General features: G+C 42.8%; 18 protein-coding genes and 1 pseudogene. 9 read left to right on the top strand and 10 right to left on the bottom strand.

What is annotated here, in order from left to right; genetic code table 11:
* Window positions 1–7 precede the first annotated feature (7 nt).
* The 8 genes from AC3WT9_RS13680 to AC3WT9_RS13645 form a co-directional block, all read right to left on the bottom strand.
* Window positions 8–955 carry a glycosyltransferase gene (locus AC3WT9_RS13680; RefSeq protein WP_341095253.1) on the bottom strand — a complete coding sequence of 316 codons (948 nt, stop codon included), beginning with the start codon at window positions 953–955 and terminating at the stop codon, window positions 8–10.
* Window positions 956–1,303: 348 nt separating this feature from the next.
* A complete protein-coding gene (locus AC3WT9_RS13675) occupies window positions 1,304–1,966 on the bottom strand; it encodes a glycosyltransferase domain-containing protein (protein ID WP_341095251.1) in 663 nt (220 codons plus the stop codon).
* Between the two features lie 205 nt (window positions 1,967–2,171).
* A complete protein-coding gene (locus AC3WT9_RS13670; RefSeq protein WP_341379372.1) occupies window positions 2,172–3,266 on the bottom strand; it encodes a DegT/DnrJ/EryC1/StrS family aminotransferase in 1,095 nt (364 codons plus the stop codon).
* A complete protein-coding gene (locus tag AC3WT9_RS13665) occupies window positions 3,263–4,240 on the bottom strand; it encodes an NAD-dependent epimerase/dehydratase family protein (RefSeq protein ID WP_341095247.1) in 978 nt (325 codons plus the stop codon). Before AC3WT9_RS13665 ends, AC3WT9_RS13670 begins: the two co-directional genes overlap by 4 nt.
* 16 nt (window positions 4,241–4,256) lie before the next feature.
* Entirely contained in the window at window positions 4,257–5,213 is a 957-nt protein-coding gene (locus AC3WT9_RS13660) for a Gfo/Idh/MocA family oxidoreductase (RefSeq protein ID WP_341095245.1), read from the bottom strand.
* Window positions 5,200–6,312, bottom strand: a complete 1,113-nt coding sequence (locus AC3WT9_RS13655) for a DegT/DnrJ/EryC1/StrS family aminotransferase (RefSeq protein WP_492407644.1) — start codon at window positions 6,310–6,312, stop codon at window positions 5,200–5,202. The genes AC3WT9_RS13660 and AC3WT9_RS13655 overlap by 14 nt, the downstream gene beginning before the upstream one ends.
* 14 nt (window positions 6,313–6,326) lie before the next feature.
* Entirely contained in the window at window positions 6,327–7,022 is a 696-nt protein-coding gene (locus AC3WT9_RS13650; RefSeq protein ID WP_492407643.1) for a DapH/DapD/GlmU-related protein, read from the bottom strand.
* Between the two features lie 57 nt (window positions 7,023–7,079).
* Window positions 7,080–8,009 (bottom strand): glycosyltransferase family protein, encoded by a 930-nt coding sequence (locus tag AC3WT9_RS13645; protein WP_492407642.1) that lies wholly within the window; start codon window positions 8,007–8,009, stop codon window positions 7,080–7,082.
* 181 nt (window positions 8,010–8,190) lie between these two features.
* Between AC3WT9_RS13645 and AC3WT9_RS13640 the strand changes: the two genes are divergently transcribed.
* From AC3WT9_RS13640 to AC3WT9_RS13625, 4 genes and pseudogenes are all read left to right on the top strand, one after another.
* Window positions 8,191–8,850: an acetyltransferase gene (locus AC3WT9_RS13640; protein WP_341095236.1), complete on the top strand. Its 660-nt coding sequence runs from the start codon at window positions 8,191–8,193 to the stop codon at window positions 8,848–8,850.
* Between the two features lie 93 nt (window positions 8,851–8,943).
* Window positions 8,944–10,545 carry a glycosyltransferase gene (locus AC3WT9_RS13635; RefSeq protein ID WP_341095234.1) on the top strand — a complete coding sequence of 534 codons (1,602 nt, stop codon included), beginning with the start codon at window positions 8,944–8,946 and terminating at the stop codon, window positions 10,543–10,545.
* 31 nt (window positions 10,546–10,576) lie between these two features.
* A complete protein-coding gene (locus AC3WT9_RS13630) occupies window positions 10,577–11,800 on the top strand; it encodes a glycosyltransferase family 2 protein (RefSeq protein ID WP_341095232.1) in 1,224 nt (407 codons plus the stop codon).
* Window positions 11,796–12,218 (top strand): annotated as a pseudogene (locus AC3WT9_RS13625) (N-acetylneuraminate synthase family protein); the annotation flags it as partial. The gene AC3WT9_RS13630 and the pseudogene AC3WT9_RS13625, both read left to right, overlap by 5 nt.
* A gap of 152 nt (window positions 12,219–12,370) precedes the next feature.
* Here the strand turns inward: AC3WT9_RS13625 and AC3WT9_RS13620 are convergent.
* Both AC3WT9_RS13620 and AC3WT9_RS13615 read right to left on the bottom strand, forming a co-directional pair.
* Window positions 12,371–16,606, bottom strand: coding sequence for a bifunctional nitrate reductase/sulfite reductase flavoprotein subunit alpha (locus AC3WT9_RS13620; RefSeq protein ID WP_341095230.1), 4,236 nt, complete (start codon window positions 16,604–16,606; stop codon window positions 12,371–12,373).
* A gap of 37 nt (window positions 16,607–16,643) precedes the next feature.
* Window positions 16,644–17,876, bottom strand: coding sequence for an MFS transporter (locus tag AC3WT9_RS13615; RefSeq protein WP_341095228.1), 1,233 nt, complete (start codon window positions 17,874–17,876; stop codon window positions 16,644–16,646).
* A gap of 1,035 nt (window positions 17,877–18,911) precedes the next feature.
* Here AC3WT9_RS13615 and AC3WT9_RS13610 point away from each other — a divergent pair.
* The 5 genes from AC3WT9_RS13610 to AC3WT9_RS13590 all read left to right on the top strand — a co-directional run bounded on the left by AC3WT9_RS13610 (window position 18,912) and on the right by AC3WT9_RS13590 (window position 26,635).
* Window positions 18,912–20,495, top strand: a complete 1,584-nt coding sequence (locus tag AC3WT9_RS13610) for an acyl CoA:acetate/3-ketoacid CoA transferase (protein ID WP_492407641.1) — start codon at window positions 18,912–18,914, stop codon at window positions 20,493–20,495.
* 43 nt (window positions 20,496–20,538) lie between these two features.
* Window positions 20,539–21,774 (top strand): L-lactate MFS transporter, encoded by a 1,236-nt coding sequence (locus tag AC3WT9_RS13605; RefSeq protein WP_341095224.1) that lies wholly within the window; start codon window positions 20,539–20,541, stop codon window positions 21,772–21,774.
* 46 nt (window positions 21,775–21,820) lie between these two features.
* Window positions 21,821–22,765, top strand: a complete 945-nt coding sequence (locus AC3WT9_RS13600) for a DUF561 domain-containing protein (RefSeq protein WP_341379353.1) — start codon at window positions 21,821–21,823, stop codon at window positions 22,763–22,765.
* A 110-nt stretch (window positions 22,766–22,875) separates the two neighbouring features.
* On the top strand, window positions 22,876–24,267 hold the full coding sequence (locus AC3WT9_RS13595; RefSeq protein ID WP_342480356.1) for a sigma-54 interaction domain-containing protein: 1,392 nt from the start codon (window positions 22,876–22,878) through the stop codon (window positions 24,265–24,267).
* Between the two features lie 250 nt (window positions 24,268–24,517).
* Window positions 24,518–26,635, top strand: a complete 2,118-nt coding sequence (locus tag AC3WT9_RS13590) for a serine hydrolase domain-containing protein (RefSeq protein ID WP_492407640.1) — start codon at window positions 24,518–24,520, stop codon at window positions 26,633–26,635.
* Window positions 26,636–26,750: the final 115 nt, after the last annotated feature.

The following is a 26,750-nucleotide window of genomic DNA, read 5'->3' as shown; positions in this document are numbered from 1 at the left end:
ACACCTCTTATATACCTTTTAAGTAGTAGAGATTTAATATCTGATCAAACTTTTTTGCTACAGCATTATAATTGTAGTTCTCTAAAATATAAGGCTGTATCTCACTTAAATACTTTTGTCTTTGTTCCTCATCACTAAGGATGGAAAGAGCCTTTTGTAATTCATTTTCATTTTCGACAATGGCATAATCTAACTTGAACTTACGAAGTAACTCAGAATAAGCAGCAGAATTTGATACAATTGTGGGAATACCATTTGCAATCGTCACTAGCAATCTGTTATTGCTCTTTTGTTTTTCCAAACTATCGTGAGACAAAAAGCATAGACTATAACGTTTTAGATTATTAATAAATCCTTCATATTTCCATTCTATTAACTCAACATTGTCTAATTTAATTTCTTTATTGCCTATAACACCTATTGAATATTTAGGTTGCGCGGATATATAATCAATTGCCCACATTGCTGATTCTAAATTACCTAGTTGGTGATTACCAAACCAAACTACTTTTCCGTTAAATGGTGAAAGGGAAGGGTTCAATTGTTCAACATAATCGATACCATCATTCAAAATGCAACATGGTTTACCTAGCTTCAATTCCTCTATCCGCGCTTTTTGAGTTTCATTTGCAACAGTAATTAAATCAGCTTGCTGCGCAACTTGGTTAAATGATTCTCTGGCATCATCGTACTGCCGTCCTACCACATCATAGATGAGAAAAACCTTTCGTTTCTTTTTTTGATCTAGAATTTTTATTAAATTTTCTTGTGAAGCGGATTGATTCACAACAATAATGTCAGCATTCTCCGGATCATCAAGATTAGCTATATACTTGTTGGGAAATAACTTTTGAAGATGATCTATTAGATATAAAGCCCGAAGTCTTGATGTGGCATTTTTTATAAAAGGCCTTCTTTTGGGGATAAATGTTATCTTAATCGGATTTTTTCCCACTTTTACTCCCCTTCCAAAATAGTCTCATATAATAATATGCGTTTAATTTTGTTATGCTTAATTAAAATGCCTAAACGGTCTGCAAAATATATTCAAGAAAAGGCAGGAAGGATGTGTGCATACGCCGATTCTTATGGGGATGGCTGGTTCGATCAGCATCTGGACGCCGGGAACTGGAGGACATGGAACGGTTTGACCCCAATGAAGGAAGCAAGGCGTTTTTATCTTGTAGGGGGGGACGAGTGGACGCGTTCAGCTAATGGTAATGCATCGTCCGATCGCAAGAAAATCGTGCTCGCAGGGGCTCCGTGTCAAATCATGGGGCTAATTCTTTGAAACAAAAGGTTTTTATGAATTATTTTTATGTCTATACCCAATGATATAGGGATTTATACGAATTTGTTGGCCAATTTTGATTTCATTTGCAGTGATTCCCAATTTCCACAGACAAAACACTAGAGAACACTGATCTCGTTCGCTTCCAGTAGCGATTTCGTTCCACCAAAGTTCATTCAATTGGTTTATTTTTTCCGTGTTTTTTCTAATAATAAATCCACTCTCAAATAATCCATAATCACGAGGAAATCCTTCATTTAGATACTTTATTTTTACACGGTCCGCAATTTCGGTGCTTACTTTGTTGACTTTTAAACAGTGTTCTAATTCTTGATAGGTGCAGTTTCGTCTTGGATGCTTGTATAAGGCAATATCTTGGCCCTCTAGACATTCCACTATCATCTCATAAATATCTTTTGCTTTTAATTTAAAATTTGCATCCAAATAAATGCTTAGGTCATGTTCTGGTAGAAATTTATGAGATAACAATTTGGTTAAACGAGCCATTTTTCTTGGGCTTTCAAATTGTTTTTCCAATACTTTAATCGTCCAATTTTCAGACTTTATGCTCGGGTCATCTGTAAACAGAATATAATCCACACTTTTATCTATACATAAGGGTTCTTTAACGGAATCATGATTACCAAATAATGAAGTATAAACAACTACCTTCATAGTATGCCCTCCTCGAGTCTATTAGCGAATGATCGCTTAAGATAACTACGTACCACATAATGTCCAAAAGAGGATGGGACGGGTTGTCCGAAAATAGCTGGAGTAGTTGTCCAGGACCGTAAACCCGTCAAGGCCACGAAGCGTTCATTTAGCCTTGACGGGTGTTTTCAAATAGAAGAAATCGGCAGCCACCCCATTGGACTGCTTAATCCTCGAGAGTCCTCACATATTTTTCTATTATGTTGCTAATATATTTGTGATCCACGTTATCATAACAAGGAAGAGTTACGGTGTTTTTTTCAAGATATTTCGCAATTGGCTGAACACTATTATATTTGTTCTTATAATAAGTTGTATTGCTCAGGCAATACGTTCCTATTGTGGATTCAATTCCATTTTCTGTTAAATAAGCGATTAAATGATCTCTATTCATCCCTTCGGGAACCATAAAAACGAGGGATTGAATATTATGAATCACATTGTCCAGCGAATTTTGCCTTTTAAAACCTAAAAGATGGAGTCTCTTTTTATACTCGTCAGCTATACTGTTCCTACTTTTCACAATTGATTCTAATTTATTTAATTGTTTTATTCCCATTGCTGCTTGAAGCTCCGATAGTCTGTAATTATATCCATAATTAATGAAATCAGCCATTCCATCTCGGACAATCGCTCCATGGTTTAATTTAACACTCATAATTTCCGCGATTTCTTTCTTATTGGTTGTAATCACTCCTCCTTCGCCAGTCGTAAGCAATTTCCGGGGATGAAAACTAAAACAGGTAAGATCTGCGATTTTACCTACGTTGACTCCATTTTCACTGCTCCCGATGGCACAAGCAGCATCTTCAATCAACGGTATTTGATGTTTTTCACATATCCCTTTTATTTTAGATATTCCGCTTGGGTTTCCGAACGCATCCACGAATATGACTGCTTTTGTTTTTTTGGTTATTTTCCTTTCTAGTTCTTCCGATTTCATATTGAAAGTATCCTGATCCACATCCGCAAAAATTGGCATCGCTCCGATATCCTCTACAACATTTACGGTTGCCGGAAAAGAAAAGTCGGATACGATCACCTCGTCTCCCAATCCTATTCCGAGTGATTTTAAGCACATTGTCAATGCTGTAGTCGCAGAGGTGGTCAGGAAGGCATGATCGACTCCTAAATAAGTTTTTATTTCCTGTAAGAATTTGTTTACATATTCTCCTTTGGTAAAAATTCCTGATTCAAATATTCTTTTGAAATCTTCTTCAACTTCTTGAAAGGTAATATAAGGTTTTATTAATTTTATCATTTAAGAACATTCCTCTTGTTATATATTTCTTTATACCATCGAACCGTTTTTAATAACCCTTCATCAAAATCCACTAAATTAAAATCAATCATCGACTTGATCTTTTGATTGCCTGCATGATGACAGGCTACATCTGCCGGTCGACAATCTTTATATAAAATCGGACCTTTATAATTGAGGATTTTTGATATTTTTAAGATAATTTCTTTAATTGCAATGTGATTACCGGCTGCAATATTTACACAATCTCCACGTTTAATCACATCATAAACCTTGATTATAGAATCGATTGTATCTACTACATAAATATAGTCTCTACTTTGTAGACCGGTTCCATGGATTTCCGGAGCATCACCATTTAACAATTTCATAATCGTTGCAGGAATCACTCCTGATAGAGGGCCTTCATAATTTTGCCTAGGACCATAATTATTAAAGGGTCTGACGATAAACGCATCCAGACCGAACATGTTAACATAACTGTGTAACATGGTGTCAGCAGCGGCCTTGCCTGCAGCATAGGCCGTAGTTGGAAGTATCGGATGCTGTTCATCCATCGGCTCATATTGTGCGCTGCCATAAACCTCAGATGATGAAAAGTGACAAAGTGTTTTAAATGCTCCTTTTCTCTGTAACTCAAGCAGATTATTTAAAACGATCACATTTGTCATATAGGCATTCGATGGATTGATAAAGGAATAATTCAATGCCTTGGTGGCACAGTTGAAAACAATATCAATCTTATGTTTTTCAATTATATATTCCAGAGAGTCTTTTAATTCGGCATCATCTACATATAAGACCATTCCCTTGGACAATGCGTCTGATAAGTTTTCTCTGTTTCCTAAAAACATATTGTCAACAACTATGACTTGTTTCGCTTCATTCATCATTAATTGTTCTACCAAGTGACTCCCTATAAATCCCGCACCGCCGGTAATTAATATCGTGCTATTTTTTATTTTAGGCCTCATAGTCCACCTCCACTTGTTACTTGTTCCCCTCGATGTATGCTCTAATCATCTGTGCGACTTCCAAGGCTTTGGATGCTTCTTCAGGCCCTACAATGGAACATTGCTTCATTCGAATGGATTGCACAAAATGATCGATTTCAGCAAAAAGGGGTTCAGTGTTGGGAACGATGATCTTTTCAACTATACTTTCTTGTCGGTAGGATAGATTTTTTTCTATAACAGAATCCACTTTTTGATAGATAAATAACTCTTTGGTCATATAGTCAGATTTGATCAACCGATCTCTTTCGGTGATCGTCAACGTCCTTACTTTTTCCTGAGATAGGCGGTTGGCTACCAGATTTGCTATGACCCCATTTTTGAATGTAAGCACAGCATTAGCCACATCCATCTGCCCAGATTCAGTCAGGCTATAACCTACCGCAGAAAGGCTTTGAATCGGACTTCCGACCAAACTTAAGACAATATCAATGTCATGGATCATAAGGTCAAAAATAACATCAATGTCAATCACTCGGTTGAGGGCCCCTAATCGCCTCGTTTCAATGGAAATCATTTTGGGGCGATTAATAATTTTGTTTAGCTGTTGAATTACCGGATTGAATCTTTCCACATGCCCTACCTGAACAATGACATTCTTAGCCTTGATTAATGGTTTAATTTGTTCTGCCTCTTTCATCGAACTGACGAATGGTTTCTCAACCAAAACATGTTTTCCTTCCTGCAATGCCTGTTGGATGAAAGTGAAATGTAAACTGGTTGGAACAGAAATGATTACTGCATCCACTTTTTTTAATAATTCACTAAATGACGAAAAAGGACAAACATCGTACTCCTTAGCTATTTTCAGGCACCGTTTCATATCGTTATCATAAACACCAACAAAATGGACATTTTTCATCTTATCCAGGGTTCGGCAATGATTCATGCCCATAATTCCGACTCCGGCTACCCCAATATTAATTAATTCCATTACTATCACCCTTAAATTCTTTAATTGAGGATATTACATAATCTTGTTCGTATTCTTTTAACGTTGGATAAAGCGGCAGGGCCAGGATTTTTTCCGAAACCTTTTCTGCTATTGGAAAGTCTCCTTTTTGATAATGGAGTCCATGGAAGGCAGGTTGAAGATGAAGGGGTAGGGGATAATAGATGCCTGTAGCAATTTTTCTATGGTTTAGGTATGAGGCTAATTCGTCGCGATTGTCTGTTTCAATGCTGTATTGGTGAAAGACGTGTTCCCGATTCTTCACCGTAATAGGGGTTTTAACCAAACCTATCAACTTTTCTGAGTAGCGGTTCGCAATTTCTCTCCTTTTTTGATTCCAATCATCTAGTCTCTTCAATTTCACTTCTAATATGGCTGCTTGGATTTCATCTAACCGACTGTTTAAACCGATATCAGAATGTACATATTTTTTTTCGCTTCCATGATTTCTCAATACTTTAATTTTTTCATATAAATCCTTATCACTCGTTACTACCATACCTCCATCTCCATATGTTCCAAGATTTTTGGAAGGGAAAAACGAAAAACAACCTGTATCACCAAATGATCCTACTTTTTTTCCATTAAAAGTGGCTCCGATGGATTGGCATGCATCCTCAATAACCTTTAAACGATATTTTTTCGCTATTTCCATAATCTTTTCCATATCTGCCGATTGTCCAAAAAGGTGTACAACCATAATTGCTTTCGTTTTTTTTGTTATCGCTAGTTCAATCAAAGCGGGGTTCATATTATACGTTATGGGATCAATATCGACGAAAACAGGCTTTGCCCCGACACGAGCAATAACCTCTGCTGTGGCAAAGAAGGTAAAGGGGGGAGTAATGACTTCATCTCCATCCCCAATAGACATGGCTTCCAATGAAAGAAGGAGTGCATCTGTCCCATTCGCAACCCCAATGCCATAAGAGGTCCCTACGTATTCGGATAACAATTTTTCAATTTGCTTTCCTTTATTCCCTAGAACATAGGATCCACTTTCCAGAACTTCATGAACTGACTTCTGTATCTCATCCTTTACACTCTCGTATTCCGCCTTCAAATCCAATTGAGGTATCATTTGTTTTCAATCCTTTACAAGGTATTTTCATCCGGTACTTTTCTTGCTGGGTTTCCTACAACTGTCTCAAAATCCGGCACATTTTTTGTCACAACGGCCCCTGCACCAACCACAGTATTCTTACCTATAATGATGGCAGGTAACAATGATGCATTATTCCCTATTTTTGCTCCTTCCTTAATATAAGGACCTCTCAATGTAAATTCTCTTGCTCCCATATATTTATCATTGGACATGGAAACACATGGACCAATGAAGACGTGATCTTCAATCGTAGTATCTGCCGTAACATAAGCTAAGGTTTGGATGGTGCAATGCGAACCAATTGATGTATTTAATTCAACCATGGCACCTCGACCTATGACAGTATTCGCTCCAATCCGTACTTTTTCACGGATACTTGCTTGATCCCCAATGAATGCTTCTTCAGAGATTATAGTTCCCGTGTAAATCGAAACATGATTTCCTATTTTGACATTAGATTTGATCTCAAGTGGAGGTAAAGTAGTCTCCGTTTTTCGCATATTTGCATTTCCACCGGGATAAACCCCGATAATACAGTGAGATCCTATCGTTACGTTATCCCCAATTCGGGTATTTCCCAAAATAGCCGTATGATGCCCGATAGAAACGTTTTTTCCTAATACGACACCCTCCTGAATTACGACCAGTTCACCTATATTTGCATTCTCTCTAAATCTATCAATCATTTGCATCCCCTCTTTTTGGTATCAAATTAGAAAAAATTGTAACTCCACTTTCTTATATCAATTGTGAGTACCTAAGATACTCTTAATCATATTTACTAACTCTAAGGCACGTACCGTCGCTGAATGTTTTGTATGAACCATTCTATAACCTTCATTTGCCATCTTTGCCCGTTCTTGATCATGGGTTAAATAGAACTCAATCTTTTCCAAAAAATTCTTTTCATTAATAGAGGCAAAGTGTACATCCGGTATAAATCCTATATCCTCTAGCTCTTTTAAGGGTGGCGCAAGCAAAAGAGTGTTGCAAGCCTGAACTTCAAAATACTTTGCTAATGGATAATGGAAGGTTGAATCACATGTTAAAAATAATTTTGCTCGATTAACTTCCTTAGCATATTTTTCTCCTATAATAATATTTTTCCTGGTTTCATCCTGGTTTTCGTAACCAGGGTGTGGATGATAAACAAAAAAAGGCTTATCTATTAAAGCATCATACATGATTTTTCTTAACGGATAATACCTCCTTGCTACCCCCATCATTAAACAATCGATGTCTTTAGGTAACCCATAATCTTTAAAGACCTCTTCATTGGCAAAGTGAGGCAGCCACCTCATTCTTTGGAGATATTTGGGATACCTATTTATAAAGTAATCTCGACAAAGTGTAAAAATATATGGAACATGATTCTGCTCAATAAAAAGGATACGTTCTTGCACGAGTCGATGAAGATCATACATGAAAACACCGAATGGGATATTAAGAGAGGAGAGTCCGGTGATGACGGGAGAACGATTGTCAACCGGATCATTGATCAATATAAAATCCGGCCTAAACCTGATATGATTCAGGATATTTTGAATATCCCCTGGCTCACTCCATAGCACTAAATCGATTACCTTAGACAATGCCTGAGAGAGATAATATGGATGTCTTTCCGTCTTTTTGGAAAAATCACGGCTAATATATAATATCTTGAGTTTTTCCATAAGTTACTCCTTTCAAATTAGTCAATCAATCAACTCATGAAAAATCCATCTACAAGTTTCAAAATTATATTATGCATTGGATGTTTAACATTCCATAGACATGAATGGAACTTCCGATTAAACACATTTTTAATGTCTCATACATTAATATAACTAATCGACTTTCAAGGAGTGTGTAATAATGACAATCAGACCAATTGTTATCTTAGGTACAGGTGGAAACTGTATTGATATTTTGGATACAATAAATGACATTAATGCTATTCAATTAAAATATGAATGTGTCGGATTCCTTGATGATAACCCAGATCATTGGGGACAAAGGATTGCAGGGTTACCCATTCTTGGCCCGCTTCCCACTGCCAAAGACCTTCCTCCATCGCATTTTATTGTGAACGGTATAGGAAGTCCTCGAAATTTTTGGGAAAAAGAATCTATTATAGCAAAGACGAAAGTCGGTATCGAAAAATTCGAAACTATTATTCATCCTACTGCCCATATATCAAAAATGTCTGATATTGGTCGGGGGACGGTTATTTTCCAGAATGTCACGATTACATCAAATGTTAAAATTGGTGATCATGTAATCATCCTTCCAAATACAGTGATAAGTCACGATGATATTATCGGCGATTACTCCTGTATTGCTGGTGGAGTTTGTATTTCCGGTGTTGTTGCAATTGGTAAATCATGCTATATAGGAACAAATAGCTCAATAAAACAAAATGTATCAATAGGTGATTTTTCACTTGTCGGGATGAATAGTGCCGTTTTGCGTGATGTTCCGAAAAACAATGTAGTTGTTGGTAACCCAGCAAAATTTTTAAGATATACCCGCTGATGTGGCCGGGGGAGGGGAATACAATCAGTAGCCTTTTCTTTCAAATTAAGTGACAATGATTAAATTTGAGACATAAGTTAATTGAGGATGTGAGTGGAAAAGCATTTATTATTTTATAGTGGGAGGAAAGGATGGGATATAATTTTGTTAAAAATAGTTAGCGTAATTGACCAGATCGGTTCAGATATAGATTATTTAGCTAATGGTTTATTGCCCTATATGGATCGCTATGATTACCAAGTTTTGGATGTACATCCTACAACCCCAAGTACTTCTCAACTTATGCGATTCGAAAAATACGGTAAGGATGCAGACATTATTGATTTTCAACATCCTCATATTGCGCTTTTGCTATTAAACAGGTATCCCTGGCTTTCAGAGAAGAAAAAAATATTAACCAACTATATTCCTGATTATCTAAATAACAGTCAATATAGCATGTTTGATAAAGTAGTCTCTTCAAATAAAACGATGCAAAGAAGAATACCGGGCAGCGTGTTTATTTCTTTAACAGTGGATACTAATTTCTGGACTTTTAATGACAAGTGGACGAATAATAAAAATTTGATTATGGTTACCGATGAAATAAAGCAAGAAAAGGGAGTTTTTGAAGTAGCAGTTGCATGCCGTAACCTTGGGCTAAACCTTTTATTGGTTGGTCGAAAATCGGATGAAAGCTATTTAACTAAAGTGTTAGAAACTGGACGTGTTACTTACCGACAAGAGATGAGTAAGGAAGAACTTCAACAATTGTATTATCAGTCTACCTTATTCGTTTGTAACTCGGATGAAAGTGAGATTGGACCTGTTTCAATATTAGAGGCCATGATCTCTGGGGTGCCAATTCTTTCCCGTTTAGTCGGACATGTGCCAGAACTTAACAAAAAGAATAGTATGCGATTATTAGAGTCTCCATTAAATGATGTCGCTTCATTGACAAATGCTATTGAGAATCTTCTGAGCAACGAGCAAGAGCTCTTAGTTATGCGCGAGAGAGCTTGGCAAATTGGCTCAAAACAAGCAGACGAACGCAGAGCATACAATTATCAAAAGCTTTACAGTTCCCTTTTTCCTGGAACCCCAGTCTCTGTAATTGTAACAATTTATGAATATCATCATACAATACTTAATTGTTTACAATCTATTGCTGCCCAAGATTATGTTAATAAAGAGTTAATTATCTGTGATGACAATCCGAATAGTGAAAATCAGTCAGTAATAGAGGAATTTGCACGTTCAGTCTCTTTTCCAGTTGTATATCGAAACACATCCCGAAAGGAAAATGATTATGGGCTAGCTAGAGCTCGTAATGTAGGGATAATAGAGGCAAGTGGTGATATTTTAGTATTTTGCGATCAGCGTATAAGTATGCATTCCAATGCTATTAGTGAATTTGTCAAAAATCTAATGCCTAAAAAATGGTTATTTGGTACAAAAGGAATAATAAAAGGATTTGTTGAGAACTTCTCCTGTGTTTACCGAAATGATCTAATAAGAGCTGGCATGTTCTGTGAGCGTGTTGATGAATATGGTGGGGCAACACAAGAAATATTTAAACGCACTCATTCACAGGGGTTTAAGCATGAACTAATTCCAACTGCTAATTCAACTTTTATTGTTGAATCATTAAGTCTTTCAAAAAGACGTCCAGAAATTATTAAAATGCGAAATCGCTTATATAGAATGAACTTTTAGCCTTTAAAAGGGAGAAAAAATAGAGGTAGAGGTGAGATTATTGGAAAGTGGTAATTTAAACAGATCACATACTATAGATGTAATAGTCTGTGTATATAACGCGTTGGAGTATGTCAAATTGTGCTTAGAATCCTTGATAGCAAAAAAAACCATTCCATTCAATTTAATCATTGTGGATAGTGGGAGTGAAAAAGAAACAAAAGACTATTTAGCTTCTTTCGCAAGGAAATATGATTGTAAATTAAAAACTAATAACTCAAAGACTGATTACACAATTGCATCAAATCAAGGACTGAAATTGTTTACATCAAAATATTGTGTGTTATTAAATAGTGACACAATTGTATCTATTCATTGGTTAGAAAAACTGATGGATTGTATGGAATCTGAAAGCAGTACAGGGATTGTTGGACCTTTATCAAATTCGGCCAGCTATCAGTCAGTACCTAAGGATGTTAATGGAAATGGAGGCACGGTAAACGAATTGGAAAAATTAGGCGGTAAAGAGCTAACCATTGAACAAATGGCATATTTTATAGAACAACAATCAAAAAGAATATTTCCAGTTGTTAATCATGTGAATGGGTTTTGTTTTATGATTAACCGTTCCGTCATTGAAAAAATAGGTGATCAGGATGAAATAAACTTTCCTTGCTATGGGGGAGAGGATGATTATTGTATTCGGGCAGTCAATGCAGGGTTTAAACTAAAGGTTGCCGATGATTGCTATATTTATCATTATAAATCCAAAAGTTATAATACTGAAGAAAAAAACGAGAAAAGGAAAAATGCAGGGAGACTTCTACGGGAAAAACATACACCAGCAATTGTTAAACATCATTACACTGAAATAAAAAATAACATTGAACTTGCAAGAATAAGGGAAGAAATTGATCTAGCGCTAATTAATAGCAGTTGTATGTATGATTACAATAGGGCTATTTTGCTTTTCTGCTCTGACCTGGAAAAAAATAGCAACCTCGAAACGATGATAAAAGAAACAAAAAAAATGTATAGAGATAATATACTTCTAAAACTGGCTGTGCCTTTTCATTTTAAAGAATATCTTACAAAAATATATCCACATCAAGCGGTTCATTTTATATTTTACGAAAATAAAAGTGAATTGATTCGAATTAGTCAGCATTTTGATACCGTAATTGCCGCTGATTTAAAAGCTAATGATACTTTACGGCAAATTGCAGCAAATTATGACCATATTAAAGATGTTTATTATACCGTAGAAAAACATTGAATTTTTAGAAACCCTTGATGTTGCTTGCTACAAAATTGCCTCCTTCGAAAATAATGATATCCCTTTATTAAGAAAGGTCGCATCAAAAGGAAAGCCGATGATTGTTTCAACAGGGATGGCTTCACTTGGTGAAATTGAAAATTTAGTAAAAACAATTAAGGATGCAGGCTGCGTTGATTTCATTTTATTAAAATGCACGAGCAGTTATCCAGCTTCACCCGAAAACTCGAATCTTAATACGATTCCCTTTTTATATTTCAAAGGATATAAAGGCTGGCGAAGTATTGACAATGGAAAATATAAAAGTGATTCGTCCAGGATTTGGTTTGGATCCAAAATACTATGATCTACTTTTGGGAAAGCAAATTAAAAAGATCTAAAAATTGGAACTCCATTAAGCTGGGAGCAGTTATTGTAATAATGTTTGAAATAATATGTAATCATTAGCCCCGAGAGCCCTGCAAAACGCATACAGTTTCTGTAAAAAACAAACCCAGTACCCGGTCCAGTACCCAGTACTAGGTTTGTTGTATAAATGGAAAAAAGAAAAAGCGAGTTCACATAGTCTTCTTAATAGACATCCCGCGCATACCGCTTGGATAACGACATTTCTTGTACATAATTAATCGCTTCATCCGCAGGCATACCGCCGTGCTGCCGGATTACCATTTTCAGTGCGGCATCTACTTCTTTGGCCATTTGCCGGGCATCTCCACATACATAGAAGTGCGCGCCTTCCTGAAGCCAGGCCCATAGCTCGGCTCCATGCTCAAGGATGCGGTGTTGTACATAGATTTTGTCAGCCTGATCGCGCGAAAAGGCTGTGTCCAGCCGATGCAGGAAGCCTTCCTTCTGAAGAGCTTCAAGCTCGTCGTAGAAATAAAAATCACTGTCTTTCCGCTGTTCTCCGAAGATCAGCCAATTTCTTCCTTTGGCTCCGGACGCTTTACGCTCTTGCAGGAAACCCCGGAACGGAGCAATGCCTGTACCCGGACCAACCATAATCATCGGGGCATCGGGATTTGCCGGTGGACGGAATTGGGCATTCTTTTGAATGAAAATGGGAATGATCGTATCCTCTGTAGCGAGGTCGGCGAGAAATGTAGAGCATACTCCCTTGCGGGCGCTGCCGTTGTTCTCGTAGCGAACGGTGGAAACTGTAATATGAACCTCGTTGGGATTTGCTTTCGGACTGGAAGAAATCGAATAGAGGCGGGGCTGCAAAGGCTTGAGCTGTTCCACAAGCTCCTGTGCGCTGAGGGAAACCGGGTATTCCTGCAGCACATCAATCAGTTGACGGCCCCACAGCCATTGCTTGAGGTCCGCCAGGTTCTCATTGTCTAGCAGCTTGCTTAACCGGGCATCCTGAGCGCGGTCCCGGATGAACCGGAGCATATCGGTTGTCACCCGGGCAATCTCGAAATGACGCAGCAGTGCTTCGGTCACCGGCAGTTCTCCCTGGCCTTTGACCATTACTGGTGTAGCAGGTTCAATGCCCAGCGTATGCAGCAGATTGCGGGCCAAGTCAGGGCAATTGGCAGGCCACACCCCCAGAGCATCGCCTGCTTCGAACTGCACTCCTTCAGGTGTAAGGTCGAAGGCGTAATGGCGGGTCTCCTTTTCAGATCCGGCCTTGTTCAGATTCTGCTTGAACAGCAGCCGTGAAGGTACCGGGTGGTTCCGGTGATATCCGCGTGGTTCCGGGTTTGTGGTAACCGGGATGGATACGGCAACCGGAGTGGATGAGATGCCGCTTACTGCGGCGGGTATAGCGGGCTTCGGGCTGCCTGTAAATCCGCCCAACAGTGCAGAGACATCATTCGTCCATGCCTCCGCCTGCTCCTGAAAGTCCGTATCGCAATGGGCACAGTCAAGCAGCCGCTGTGCACCAAGCTCCTCCAGACGGGTATCCAGATTCCGCCCGAAGCCGCAAAAGAGATCGTAATTGGAATCCCCGAAAGCGAGCACGGCATAACGCAGATCCTGGAGCTGTGGGGCATTCTCTGCCCTGAGGGATTGAAAGAAGCTTTCTCCATTGTCCGGAGGATCGCCGGCTCCGAAGGTGCTGGCGATAAACAGGACAGACTGGTTCTTGGCCAGATCGCTCACGGAATATTGATTCATATTTACGAGCTGCACATCATAACCGGCTTGCTGTAACTTCTTGGCACAGTCAATGGCTGCACCCTCCGCATTTCCGGTCTGCGAAGCCCATAGGATGGTTACCGGAAGGTTGGTTGTCGTGGGGCTCTCCGGGAACGGGGCAGCCTCCGAAGGGGACGACTCCGATAACGGTTCGGGTCTAAAGTTAGCTTCAGCCCCGGGAAGGGGAGTGCGGGAGAACATGCCCGCCAGCAGGCCATCAACAAAGAAGCGGGTTGGTGGCTCAAAAGGGGCGGCGGGCGGCAGCACCGGAATGCCGGAAGCGGACCGGCCGGCCTCGGTGCGCAGGCTAGTGATGAAGCCGGACAGATAAGCCTGTTCGTGGTTATGCAGAATCATGGCTGCGGGGGCTTCAATCCCAAGCATGCCCGCGAGCGTGTCGAGCTGCTTCATAGTTACGGCCTCCTTCGGACGGGCGGTCTCAGCGCTGGCTGGAGTTGAAGCCGGATTGCTGTCGATAACAGGCGCATGCGGTTCCCCGGAAGGCTGGCCTGCAGCCTTGACCAGTGACACAGAACAAAATTTCAACTCGGGCTGTAAGGACAGGGGGTCGACGGTATCATTGGTAACTTCATTGACAGCCAGCTGTGATCCAAAGACATCATTCCAGTGAAAGGGGGCAAAGCAGTTGCCGGGGCGTACACGGTCTGAAAGGAGCGCCGGGAGAATTGCCAGCCCCCGCCGCGAACGGAGTTCTACCGGATCTCGGTCTTTAATTCCCAGCACTTCAGCATCTTCCGGGTGAATTTCCACAAAGGGACCCGGGTTCAATTTATTGAGCCTCTGAACTTTGCCTGTTTTGGTCAATGTATGCCATTGGTGCTGCAAGCGGCCGGAATTCAGCACAAAGGGATAATCGCTGTCCGGCATCTCTGCAGGCGGCATATACGGACGTGCCCAGAATACAGCTTTCCCGCTTTCTGTAGGGAACACGATACCCAGAGAACTGTCATCTGGAAGCTCACTTGGTGCAGTGCCGCCTTGACGGTTCAAATAACGGATCGGATTGCGGTCGTTCGGCTGATCCGGCGCACTAGGCCACTGCACAGGCGTTTCACGCAGCCGTGCATAGGTGGCCCCGCGCAGGTCGTACCCTGTTTTCGGGTTCCAGGCTTGCTGGATTTCCGCATAGACCTCTGCCGAAGAAGAATAGGAAAAAGCTTCAGCATAACCCATTTCAGCGGCTACCCGGGTGATAAGCTGCCAGTCCGGCATGGCCTCTCCAGGCGGCTCGACGGCTTGCTGCATTAAGGTCAGGTTGCGCTCCGAATTAATCATCACCCCTTCACCTTCAGCCCATAAGGCTCCGGGCAGCAGGATATCCGCATACCGGTTGGTCTCCGTATCCAGGAAGCTGTCCTGGGTAATGACCAGTTCAGCCGCTTCCAGGGCAGCGATTACTTTCTTGCGGTTGGGGACGGTAGCCACCGGATTGGTGCAGATGATCCAGCAGGCCTTGATTTTGCCTGAGATCATGCTTTCGAACATGGAAATGGTGCCGCCGCTGGCATCGGTTCGAAGCGTTCCCCGGGGGATCTCCCACAGCTTTTCTATGAAGCTTCGATCGGTTTCCGACAACAGAGAACGTTGACCGGGCAAGCCTGGACCCATGTAACCCATCTCCCGGCCGCCCATGGCATTGGGCTGTCCGGTGAGTGAGAAGGGGCCGCTCCCCGGACGGCAGATGGCTCCTGTAGCAAGGTGCAGGTTGCAAATGGCATTCGTGTGCCAGGTGCCGTGGATGCTCTGGTTGAGACCCATGGTCCAGCAGGACAGCCACTCCGGCGCCTCGCCTATCCACTCGGCCGCCTGCCGGATATCCGCTTCCGGGATGCCGGTTATTTCGGAGACTTTATCCGGAGGATAATCCTCCAGAAATTCCTCCATACTCTCAAAACCCGAGGTGAACCGGGCGATAAAGGCCGGGTCCGTATGGCCGCTTTTTACAAGCAGATGCAGCAGTCCGTTGAGCAGGGCGAGATCTGTTCCGGGTCTGATCTGCATGAATAAATCAGCTTTCTCCGCAGTTGCCGTCCGCCGGGGGTCAACGACAATCAGCTTGGCTCCGCTCTTCACCCGGTCCATCAGCCGGAGGAACAGAATCGGATGACAGTCGGCCATATTGGCGCCAATAACGAAGAATAAATCCGTTTGATCCATATCCTGATAAGAACCCGGAGGGCCATCTGCTCCCAGAGAGAGCTTGTAGCCATTGCCGGCACCTGCCATACACAGACGTGAATTGGACTCCATATTTGGCGTCCGGATGAAGCCCTTGGCCAGCTTATTAATCAGGTACTGGGCCTCCAGAGACATCTGGCCCGATACATAGATGGAGAGGGCTTCCGGGCCGTGTTCCTCCAGAATACTGCGCAGCCGCTGCGCGGTATCGCGGATGGCTGCATTTATTTCCATTTGGACAGGTTCAATCCCCCTGGACGGGCGGCTGTATGCATACTCCATCCGGCCGGATTCTGTGATCGCGGCTGCAGCAGTGCTGCCTTTGGTGCAGAGCCTGCCGAAATTGGCCGGATGCTCCTTATCTCCGGTGATTTTGACCACGCGGTTATCCGATACTTCGAGTACGATCCCGCAGCCAACCCCGCAGTAAGGACAGACGCTTTTGATTTTGCCAGTTGTCATGTGAGTTCACCGCCTCAAAGTTTTCTGCACAAGCTGGTTAGAAATTAACCCCGGATTCTGCCTTCGCCCAGGATTTTCTCCAGGATCTTGTTACCGCGTAAAAGATAAGGGTGGTAAGGAGCACAATGGAACCGACCAACAGAAAACCGGTAACCTGTGAGCCTGTGGACTGCTTCAGCGGGCCCAGGATATAGGTCGGCAGCAAATATCCGCCAAGACCTCCGGCAGCACCGACAATTCCGGTAATGACTCCGATCTCACTGGAGAAACGCTGGGGGATGATCTGAAAGACTGAGCCGTTACCCATCCCGAGGCAGGCCATCATTACACTGGTATAGAGCAGCATCACCAGGAATGAACCCGGCATTGACGCAATGGCAAACGCACATACCGAAATTACACTGTACAAAACAAGCAGGAGGCGCATGCCGCCAATCCGGTCCGCAATCCAGCCGCCTAAAGGCCGGAAGAAGCTGCCCGCGATGACTGTGATGGTAACCAGGTATCCCACCTGAACTTTGGTTAGACCCCCGGAGTGTACGCCGTCGCCATACACATCATAGAAGAAAATGCTCGCATAGTTGGCGAACCCGACAAACCCGCCGAAGGTAATAGCATAGAACATCGAGAACCACCAGGTATCCGCATGCCTGAAGACGCTGAGGTAGTCTTTGAGCGGCTTGGGAGCAGGGGCATTCGGAGCGTCTTTAGCCAATATAGCAAAAACAATCATAACGATCGCCAGCGGAATCAGCGCAAGCCCAAACACACTGTGCCATCCGTAAGCCTGGGCGATCTGCGGTCCGAAAAAAGTGGCCAGCGCGGTTCCGCTGTTCCCTGCGCCGGCAATGCCCATCGCCAGCCCCTGATATTGCGGAGGGTACCAGCGGCTTGCAAGGGAAAGCGATACGGCAAAGCTTGCACCTGCAAAACCGAGCAGGAATCCGATCATGTGGATCTGCAGCAGGCTGGTTCCGCCAAGCCAGCCCCACAGAAGAGGGATAATGGTAAGGAACATCCCGATTAGGCCCGCTTTTTTACTGCCAATGCGGTCAGCCAGTATGCCCATAGGAATCCGGAATATCGAGCCGCCGAGGATAGGGATGGCGACCATAGCTGCTTTTTGAGTATCCGATAATCCGAAGTCCTTGGTAATGTAGAGCGATAGAGCTCCGCACAGCACCCAAATCATAAAGCTTACGTCAAAATACAAAAAAGCTGAGAACAAACTCGGGGCATGACCCGCCTTGCGAAAACCTTTGGCTTCCATTGCTGACATCCTCCTTTTTATGAACCCCAAGTAAGGGAATCGGCAAAAAAGGGCCGACTGACAGAACCCGCACTGCGGATTTTGTTAATCGGCCCCGTTGCCAATTGCAGCCACATCATCGTGGCTGACTTTATAAGTAAATGTAAGAATACCGGTGCAACAAGCCATCCAGCCACAGCATTGTGGGGAGAAACCGTTGCATCCTTCGTTGACACAATGTTGTGTCGTTGAAATCTTATATTGTCAATATAAATAGTCACAACACAAATGTCAATAATAATAACATAAAATTTAAAATTTTTAATATCCAGGCACTTTTAATGCGTATTTTAAATTTTTTATGTTATGTATTATGACGTTTATATGTTGATTCTGGTAAGCGGACTTCAGGTTCGGTCGTTTCGAGCTGAAAGCAGGAAGGATTGTTAACGAGGTCTTTATGGGACAGGGAGCGCCAGATTGTATGCATTGGCAGTCTTACCTGGGACACCTTTCTGATTAGCAATGGTGATTAATTGAACTACAGCTCTGTCTTTTTCAAGAGATTCAGGTGTTGCAAAAATGCAATTTACGCAGCATGGGAAAAATATTTTATTTTTTTCTTGATATTTGTAAAATATCTTAAAATGCATTCTGCACGAATTTGTATAATTCGCCGAATATGAAAAAGTCACCTCCAGGTTGTTTTAATATCTTTTAAACAAGATGAATGAAATAGTGTGGTTATTTTGCGACTGTTACATCCAATCCGAATAAGAAAAAATTAGAGTTGAATTTCACTTGTCTATTCCACAGGCTTATTAATCATTAAAGAAAAAATGCGCTTAAAAAGAGTGTGTTCAAAAGAGTGAGTCGCAAAAAATCTACAGAAAAAAACCTTGATGTAGAGCTATTTCGGGCCTGTTGACCCGTTCTTTTTTCTGTAATACGATGATATTGCGAAATATTTCACAATAGATTTAAGGCATGCGAAGCAATAGTTTTATTTTTTTAATCAGAAAAGTGAAAATATTCACATATGAGGGAGCAGATTAAATGACAAAAGTAATTTCAGCCGCAAAAGCAGCGGAGCTCATTAAAGATGGAGATACAGTTGCAGCCAGCGGGTTTGGATTATCATGCTGGGCAGAAGAGATGGGAATAGCCATTGAAGATCGCTTCGTGCAAACAGGATTACCGAAGAATTTGACTGTAATGCATGCGAGTGCAGTCGGCAACCGCCGCGACAAAGGAATGAGCCACTTAGGCCATGAGGGATTAATTAAACGATGGATTGGCGGAATTGCAATTGCTTCTCCTGGGATGGCTAAGCTCATCGAAGAAGACAAGTGTGAAGCGTACAATTTGCCCCAAGGTGTAATTACTCAGCTATACCGGGAAATTGCAGCTAAGCGTCCTGGTGTGATTACCAAAGTAGGCATGGAGACGTTCGTAGATCCTCGGGTCGAAGGCGGAAAAATGTCCCCGTCTACGAAGGAAGACATAGTGAAGGTTATTGAATTAGAGGGCGAAGAGTGGTTGTTCTATAAATCCTTCCCTATTAATATCGGCTTGATCCGCGGAACTGTGGCTGATGAGAATGGCAATTTGACTCTTGAAAAAGAAGGCCTGCATATGGAGGTTCTGCCTATCGCTCAGGCTGTCCGCAACTCGGGAGGCATAGTTATCGCCCAGGTAGAGACGGTCGCAAAGTGTGGCACTCTTAATCCTAAAGATGTTAAAGTGCCAGGGATTTTAGTAGATTATATTGTTGTTTCTAAACCGGAAAATCATTACCAGACAGAAAACACTCATTATAATCCGGCATTCTCCGGTCATGTAAAAGTACCTACAGAGTCTATTGAATCCCTACTGCTGGATGAGCGCAAAATCATCTCCCGCCGAACTGCAGTAGAGCTTCAACCGAATACGATCTTGAATCTTGGGGTTGGAATTCCGGTTAATGTTGCAAACATAGCAGCAGAAGAGGGAGTAAGCGACCAACTGATTTTGACAACAGAGGCGGGTTCGATTGGTGGTGTTCCCGCAGGTCTGAAAGACTTCGGTCATGCTTATAACTCTGAAGCTATTGTAGATCATGACTCGCAGTTCGATTTCTATGATGGTGGCGGAATCGATTTATCTGTCCTTGGCTTGGCTCAAACAGACGAGTTCGGGAACGTAAATGTCAGCAAATTTGGAACTCGTGTAACTGGATGCGGCGGGTTTATTAATATCTCTCAAGCTGCCAAAAAGCTTGTGTTCGCAGGTACATTTACAGCTGGCGGGCTAGAGATCAAGGCTGAAGATGGAGAATTGCAAATACTCCAAGAGGGAAAAGTAAAAAAGTTCATTAAGAAGGTGCAACAAATCACGTTCAGCGGTTCATATGCCGCCAAAGTTGGGCAACCTGTTGTATATGTTACTGAGCGCGCAGTATTCGAACTGCAGAATGGAAAAGTTACATTAACTGAAATAGCACCAGGTGTTGACTTGCAAACTCATATTCTGGATCAAATGGAATTTGAACCGGCGATCTCACCAAATCTTAAAGAGATGGATCAAGCCATGTTCCAGGAAAACTGGGGAAAATTGAAGTCTATTATTGCCGCAAAAAATCAGATTTTATTGGAAGTATAGTGATTATTTACTGATTTAATAAACCATGAAAAGGGATGATGTCATGAATGTAAAATTGAATCGTTGGAGGATATTGATTGCATCAACGATCATTAATATCTGTGTAGGTGCAATATACGCATTCAGTATTTTTGCACTGCCATTAACCAAAGTATTTAATGTTACGATGCCGGATATTATGATGGCTTTTACTATTAACGCGGCTATATCTCCAATTCCAATGATCCTGGGAGGGAAATTGGTGGATAAAGGGGGAGCCAAGAAGGCTATATTCATTGGCGGAGCAATGTTTGGGCTTGGATTTATTCTTTCCGGATTGGCAACCGCTCCTTGGATGCTGTATATCACATACGGTGTAATTACCGGAATAGGTCAGGGAATTGTGTATTCAGCTACAATTGGGAACAGCGTTAAGCTGTTCCCGGATAAAAGAGGATTAGCTGCCGGAATTGTTACAGCGGGATATGGCGGTGGATCCATCGTTATAGCACCTATAGCTAACGCGTTAATTAGCGGCAATGGTGTCCAGCCAGCACTGATCATGCTCGGGGCCGCCTTCTTAGTAGTCATTCTAAGCCTTGCTCTACTCGTTAAAGCATCCCCGGCCGGGTATATCCCTGAAGGCTGGACGCCTCCGGCTGCTGCAGCTTCTAAGGGTGGAGTTAATATAGAGTGGCACGAAATGATAAAGAAGCCATTATTCTATGTGATAGCCTGCCTGTTCTTAATCGGTGCCTTGTCAGGAATGATGGTAACAGCTAATGCTTCTGTAATCGGTCAGAAGATGTTTGGACTTTCGGCCGCAGCCGCAGCACTATATGTAAGTTTATATTCTCTCAGTAACTGCATTGGTCGTGTATTCTGGGGCGCTGTGTCCGATAAAATTGGGCGGGTAAAATGTCTGCTCATTATCTATCTGGTCATTGCGGGCATGATGTTGACTATAGCATTATCTACAACAATAGCCGGATTTGCAGTAGCCATCGTAGGAATTGGCTTATGCTTTGGCGGAACCATGGGAATATTCCCTTCTATTGTCGGTGAGAAATTTGGTATGAAATATTACGGTGTGAACTATGGTGTAACTTTTATCGGTTATTCAGGAGCAGCATTCTTCGGACCGCGAATTGCCGGTAAGGTTGCAGCAGCTAATGACGGAATGTTCACGAATGCTTTTTACATCGCTCTGGTTATCTCCTTGGTTGGTTTTGCCTTAACCTTTGTTTTCAAAGCAATGGAAAAACAACAGCCAAAACCAGAAGCCGCTAAAGCTGCTTAAGAAAATTAGTTACATTAACGATCAAAAAAAATGGAGGTTTATAAGAATGTCGATTACAAAATTATTAGGTATTAAATATCCAATTTTTCAAGGTGGTATGGCTCAAATCGCCGTTTCTCCTCTAGTAGGTGCTGTTTCTAATGCGGGAGGGCTAGGCATTATCGGTTCAGGCGGATTTACTGCTGATCGTCTTCGTGACGAGATTCGTAAGGCAAAAGAAAGCACCAATAAACCCTTCGCTGTAAATTTGATGTTGATGATGAACAATATCCCTGAACTTATTCAAGTCATTATAGAAGAAGATGTGAAGATTGTTACCACGGGTGCAGGCACGCCCGCTCCATACATGAAGACTCTCAAAGAAAATGGCATTATCGTAATTCCGGTAGTCCCTTCTGTAAAAATCGCTAAGAAAATGGAAGCATTAGGTGTTGATGCGATTGTTGCTGAGGGAACAGAAGCAGGCGGACATGTTGGTGAAACAACGACGATGGCTCTTCTGCCTCAAGTAGTTAGTGCGGTTTCCATTCCGGTTATTGGAGCCGGCGGGATTGCGGATGGCCGTGGGGTCGCAGCCGCATTTGCGCTCGGAGCACAGGGCGTTCAGGTTGGAACCCGGTTCCTGGCTACAGTGGAATGCCCTACTCACGAGAACTTCAAACAAGCAGTAATTACAGCAGATGATACGAGCACAACGGTTACTGGCCGCAGCCTGGGTGGTCCTGTAAGAAGTATTAAGAATAGTATGATCGCTGAATTCCTTAGACTTGAAAATGAAAAGGCTTCTCGTGAAGAGTTAGAGAAATTAAGTTTAGGATCTTTGCGCAGAGCCGTATTCGAAGGAGATACGGATACTGGCTCTGTAATGGCAGGACAAATTTGTGGGATGGTCAATGAGATTACCACGGTTGAAGAGATGATTACCACTATGTTTGAAGAGGCGCAAGAAATCCTTGAGAAGCTGGGGAAATTATCAGTTGTTGGTGCATAATTAAAGTGTAATATATATTAGCCAAGTGGTATCATTTACGTAATGATATCATTTGGCTTTTTTTCTAAATATGAAGTAAGCGTTAATACAACTGTATAGGACTGATAAATTTGACTAAAAGAAATAAAAAAACAGCTAAACGTACGATAGACGAAATTATTGGAGAATTGCCGTCTACTTTATTTGTCACCGATCCAAACGGAAATATATTAATTTCCAATGAATTTACCGCTTTAACCATTGGAGTTCAATTAGAAGAGCTGCTAAAGGCCAACGTCCAGGATTTGGTGAAGGCAGGCTATTATGGTCATTCCATTACGATGGAAGCCATTCAAAGTAAACAAAAAGTATCTAAGAATATCATTACGTCAAGAGGGTTTCATATATTCTCGACAGCTATTCCTATTTTGGATAAGGACGGGGAGGTGCAGCTGGTAGTCACCACTTCAAATGAATTCAAACAGGAACACACCTATTATGAGGCTAATGTACCTGTAACCCAGCAAATCAGCAAGCAATTAGGAGAAGCTGCAGCGGGAAAAGGGAAAGGTATTGTTGCCGAAAGTTTGGCAATGAAACAAATTATTAAAGTCTGCAACCAAATAGCATCCTACGACAGTAAAGTGTTAATATATGGTGAATCCGGAACGGGCAAAGAGGTTATAGCGAAATATATTCATCTAAAGAGTGAAAAGTGGAAGGGTCCCTTCATTGCGATTAACTGCGCAGCTATTGCTCCGGCTGGATTTGAATATGAATTGTTTGGATACGAAAAAGGAGTCTTTGAAGGGCAGGCGGAAGTGAAGACAGGCATGATTGAAATTGCCAATGAAGGGGTTCTATTTCTGGATGAAATTGCGGATTTGCCTCTCGAGATGCAAGCCAAATTATTGCGGGTTCTTGAGAATCAGGAAGTGAGAAGAGTCGGCGGCATCACTAATATACCGATCAATTGTCGTGTTATATCAGCTACTAGCCGGGATCTGTGGAGTATGGTAAAGAAAGGGCTGTTCCGGGAAGATTTATATTATCGGATTAATGTGATCCCGATTCATATTCCTCCGCTTCGCAACCGCAAACTAGACCTTGTAGGATTAATCTCCAGTTTTATAGCCAGCTTCAATCAAATGTATGGTAAGAAATATGTCTTAAGTGCTGAAGAGTTTGATAAGATGCTTAGTCAGCCTTGGCATGGGAATGCGAGAGAGTTAAGGAACTATATCGAAAGACTTGTGGTTACGGAATACATGGGAATTAGCCAACAGGAAGAGGATAATGTTGCGGATTGGTATTCAATAGACCACTTCATAGAAAAGAATAAACATCAGCTGTCTACTCTGAAAGACTTCACTGCAGTAGCAGAGGGGCGTTATATAAAAAAAGTACTGAAAGATTGTTATGGTAACGGAACAGAAGCGGCCAAGAAATTAAGTGTGGACAGATCGGTTATTTACAGAAAGCTAAAGAAAATGGAAGAAGTGCTGGCCCCCAAAACCTTATAATAGGGCAACCTGTCCCGAATGGAACGTTATTAAAGTTTGATTCTGGTAATCATAAAATCAAAGGTTTCAGCTCATTTGGGCTGGAGCTTTTTTTTGTTCCAGGGACAGATTGTTCCCGCATGAGCTGCTGCGGTGAAACAAATATGATTTTATATTCGCCTTATTGGAGCTAGAATTTAATGAATCCAAATCCATAAAATTCCGTAATAACAGCTATACCTATTATTTTAATGGAAATGGAGTGAAGTGAATGAATTTGTCAATGTTGCGTAGCGGTCCCGCTTTTTGGACGAGGACAGTGCTTGCCGCTACTCTGATTCTGACTCTGACGGCCCCGATGGTGCATGCGTCTGCCGTTTCCCCTGCGTCTCCTCCTCCGGCATCTGCTAAAGGGCAAGCTAAGCCGCTGACGACAGAGAATGCCGCGGCGTTCCTCAAGCAATTCTTCAGTATGAAAGAGGTAAAAGCGCAGCTTGCCGGTGCGGTTGTCATTGTGGTCAAGGATGGCAAGACGGTGATTGAAGAAGGCTTCGGCTATGCGGACAAGGCCGGTAAAACGGAGGTAGACCCTGATGAAACGGTCTTCCGCATGGCCTCGGTATCCAAAACCTTCACCGCCACTGCCGCTATGCAGCTGGTAGAGCAAGGGAAAATTGATCTGAAAGCGGATTTCCAGACCTATACAGGACCGATTGAATTCGAGAATCCCTTCGGGGTTCCGGTAACGGTGGAGGATTTGCTGACCCATACCACTGGGTTCCGGATTCAGGACCCTCAGCCGGAAGATATCAATGATGATTTCGGGACAAAGGTATCTATTGAGGATTATGTGCTGCAGCACATGCCGCCGGTTGTCCGAGAGCCGGGCACTTCTTACATGTATGACAACTTCGCTTCACTGTTGCTTGGTCTGGTAGTGGAGAAGGCCAGCCGCGAGTCCTATGAGGATTATATGGAGAAGCATGTATTTGCACCGCTGAATATGGATAAAAGCGGCTTCCTGCTGGAAGGCAAGCTGAAGGAAGATCTCGCTACGGCCTATGATGCCGCAGGCAAGGCGCTTGACTTGTATACAGTAACTCCAACCGTCATGCCGCATGGAGGCATGCTGTCCACCGCCGATGATATCGGCAAGTTCATGACTGCTTTTCTGAATGGGGGTGTGGCGGGAAATAACCGCATTCTGGCTGAAAGTACAGTAGACTCCATGAAGGAATATCGCTCCTCCATCCACCCGTTGTTGCCGAATACCACCTACGGCTTCGAAGCACCCATGCAGCTTCCCGGTGCCGGCAGCAGCTCCAAGATTATCACCAAGGCAGGCGATTTAATCGGCTTCAGCTCTTATATGTTCCTGATTCCGGAGCAGAATACCGGAGTTTTTATTGCCTATAATCAGCAAAGCGTGCTGCGGGAGCTGTTTTACCCGGCGTTTATCCAGGAATTTTTCCCGCAATATGCCGCACCGGCGAAGCTGGGAACCTTCCAGCCGCTGAGCGCCGAAGCCCTGGATGCGTTCACGGGTTACTATGCGGATCTCCGTCTAAAGAGCCTGGTCTCCACGGTTGCTGTAAAAAATGGTGCGCTTAGCATTAGTGATGCATTGCTGGGCACCCGCCAGCTGCGTCAGGTGGACGATAATTTGTTCATTGATGCGCTTACCAAGAAATTTACTGGCTTTGAAATGACTTCGGGCGGACAAGGCGTCTATCTGAAAGAACCGTACCTCAATCCTTACAGCTATGAGCAAAAAGGGCCGGATGGTGTCGGTTATGCCGATGTCACCGCGAGCCATCCGTATGCGACCCCGGTTATGATGCTGCAGTCGCTGGGCTATCTGCCGAATGATGCGGCGCTCAGCTTTCAGCCTGAGGCGGGAACTACACGTGCCGAGTATGTGCGGTTGATGCTGGAGAGCAGCAATATAAAAGAGAGCAAGACAGAGAAGCTGGCATTCCCTGATCTGCAGGGTCATCCTGATGCCGCATATGTACAGATGGCCGTTGAACTCGGAATGGTTCAAGGAACGCCAGGCGGAGAGTTCCAGCCTGACCGGGTCATTTCCCGCCAGGAGGCGGCGGTAATGGTGTGGAAACTGCTCAGCGCACAGTACCCGGATGAGCTGTTCAAAGATGTGAAGCTGGCCGGCAAAACGGATAAATGGGCGGTTCCGGCAGTGAGGATGGCCGTGGCTTTGGGACTGTACGGACCTGACATCAAGGCTAATGCCAAGGGGGCTGTTGATTTCAAGTCCAGAGATGCGCTGAGCAAAAAGGAGAATGCTGCAATTCTGTATGCTCTGTTCACGAATCCGATCAATCAGATCGTTGCCGGACTGACGGAGAAGTCCGGGAAAGCGGGTAACTGAGAGGGCGGACAGCGACAGGAGTTCATATATCTAGTTCAACTTAATAAGCCCCCTTATGAAATGGAAAAAAGGGAGATTGCGCCCATGAATATATTGGGCTGTACTACAAAAAGCA

This window comes from Paenibacillus sp. EB106-06-01-XG199 (assembly GCF_058791575.1).
Note: the sequence above shows the minus strand (reverse complement) of the source record. Positions and strands in the feature narration are given on the sequence as shown.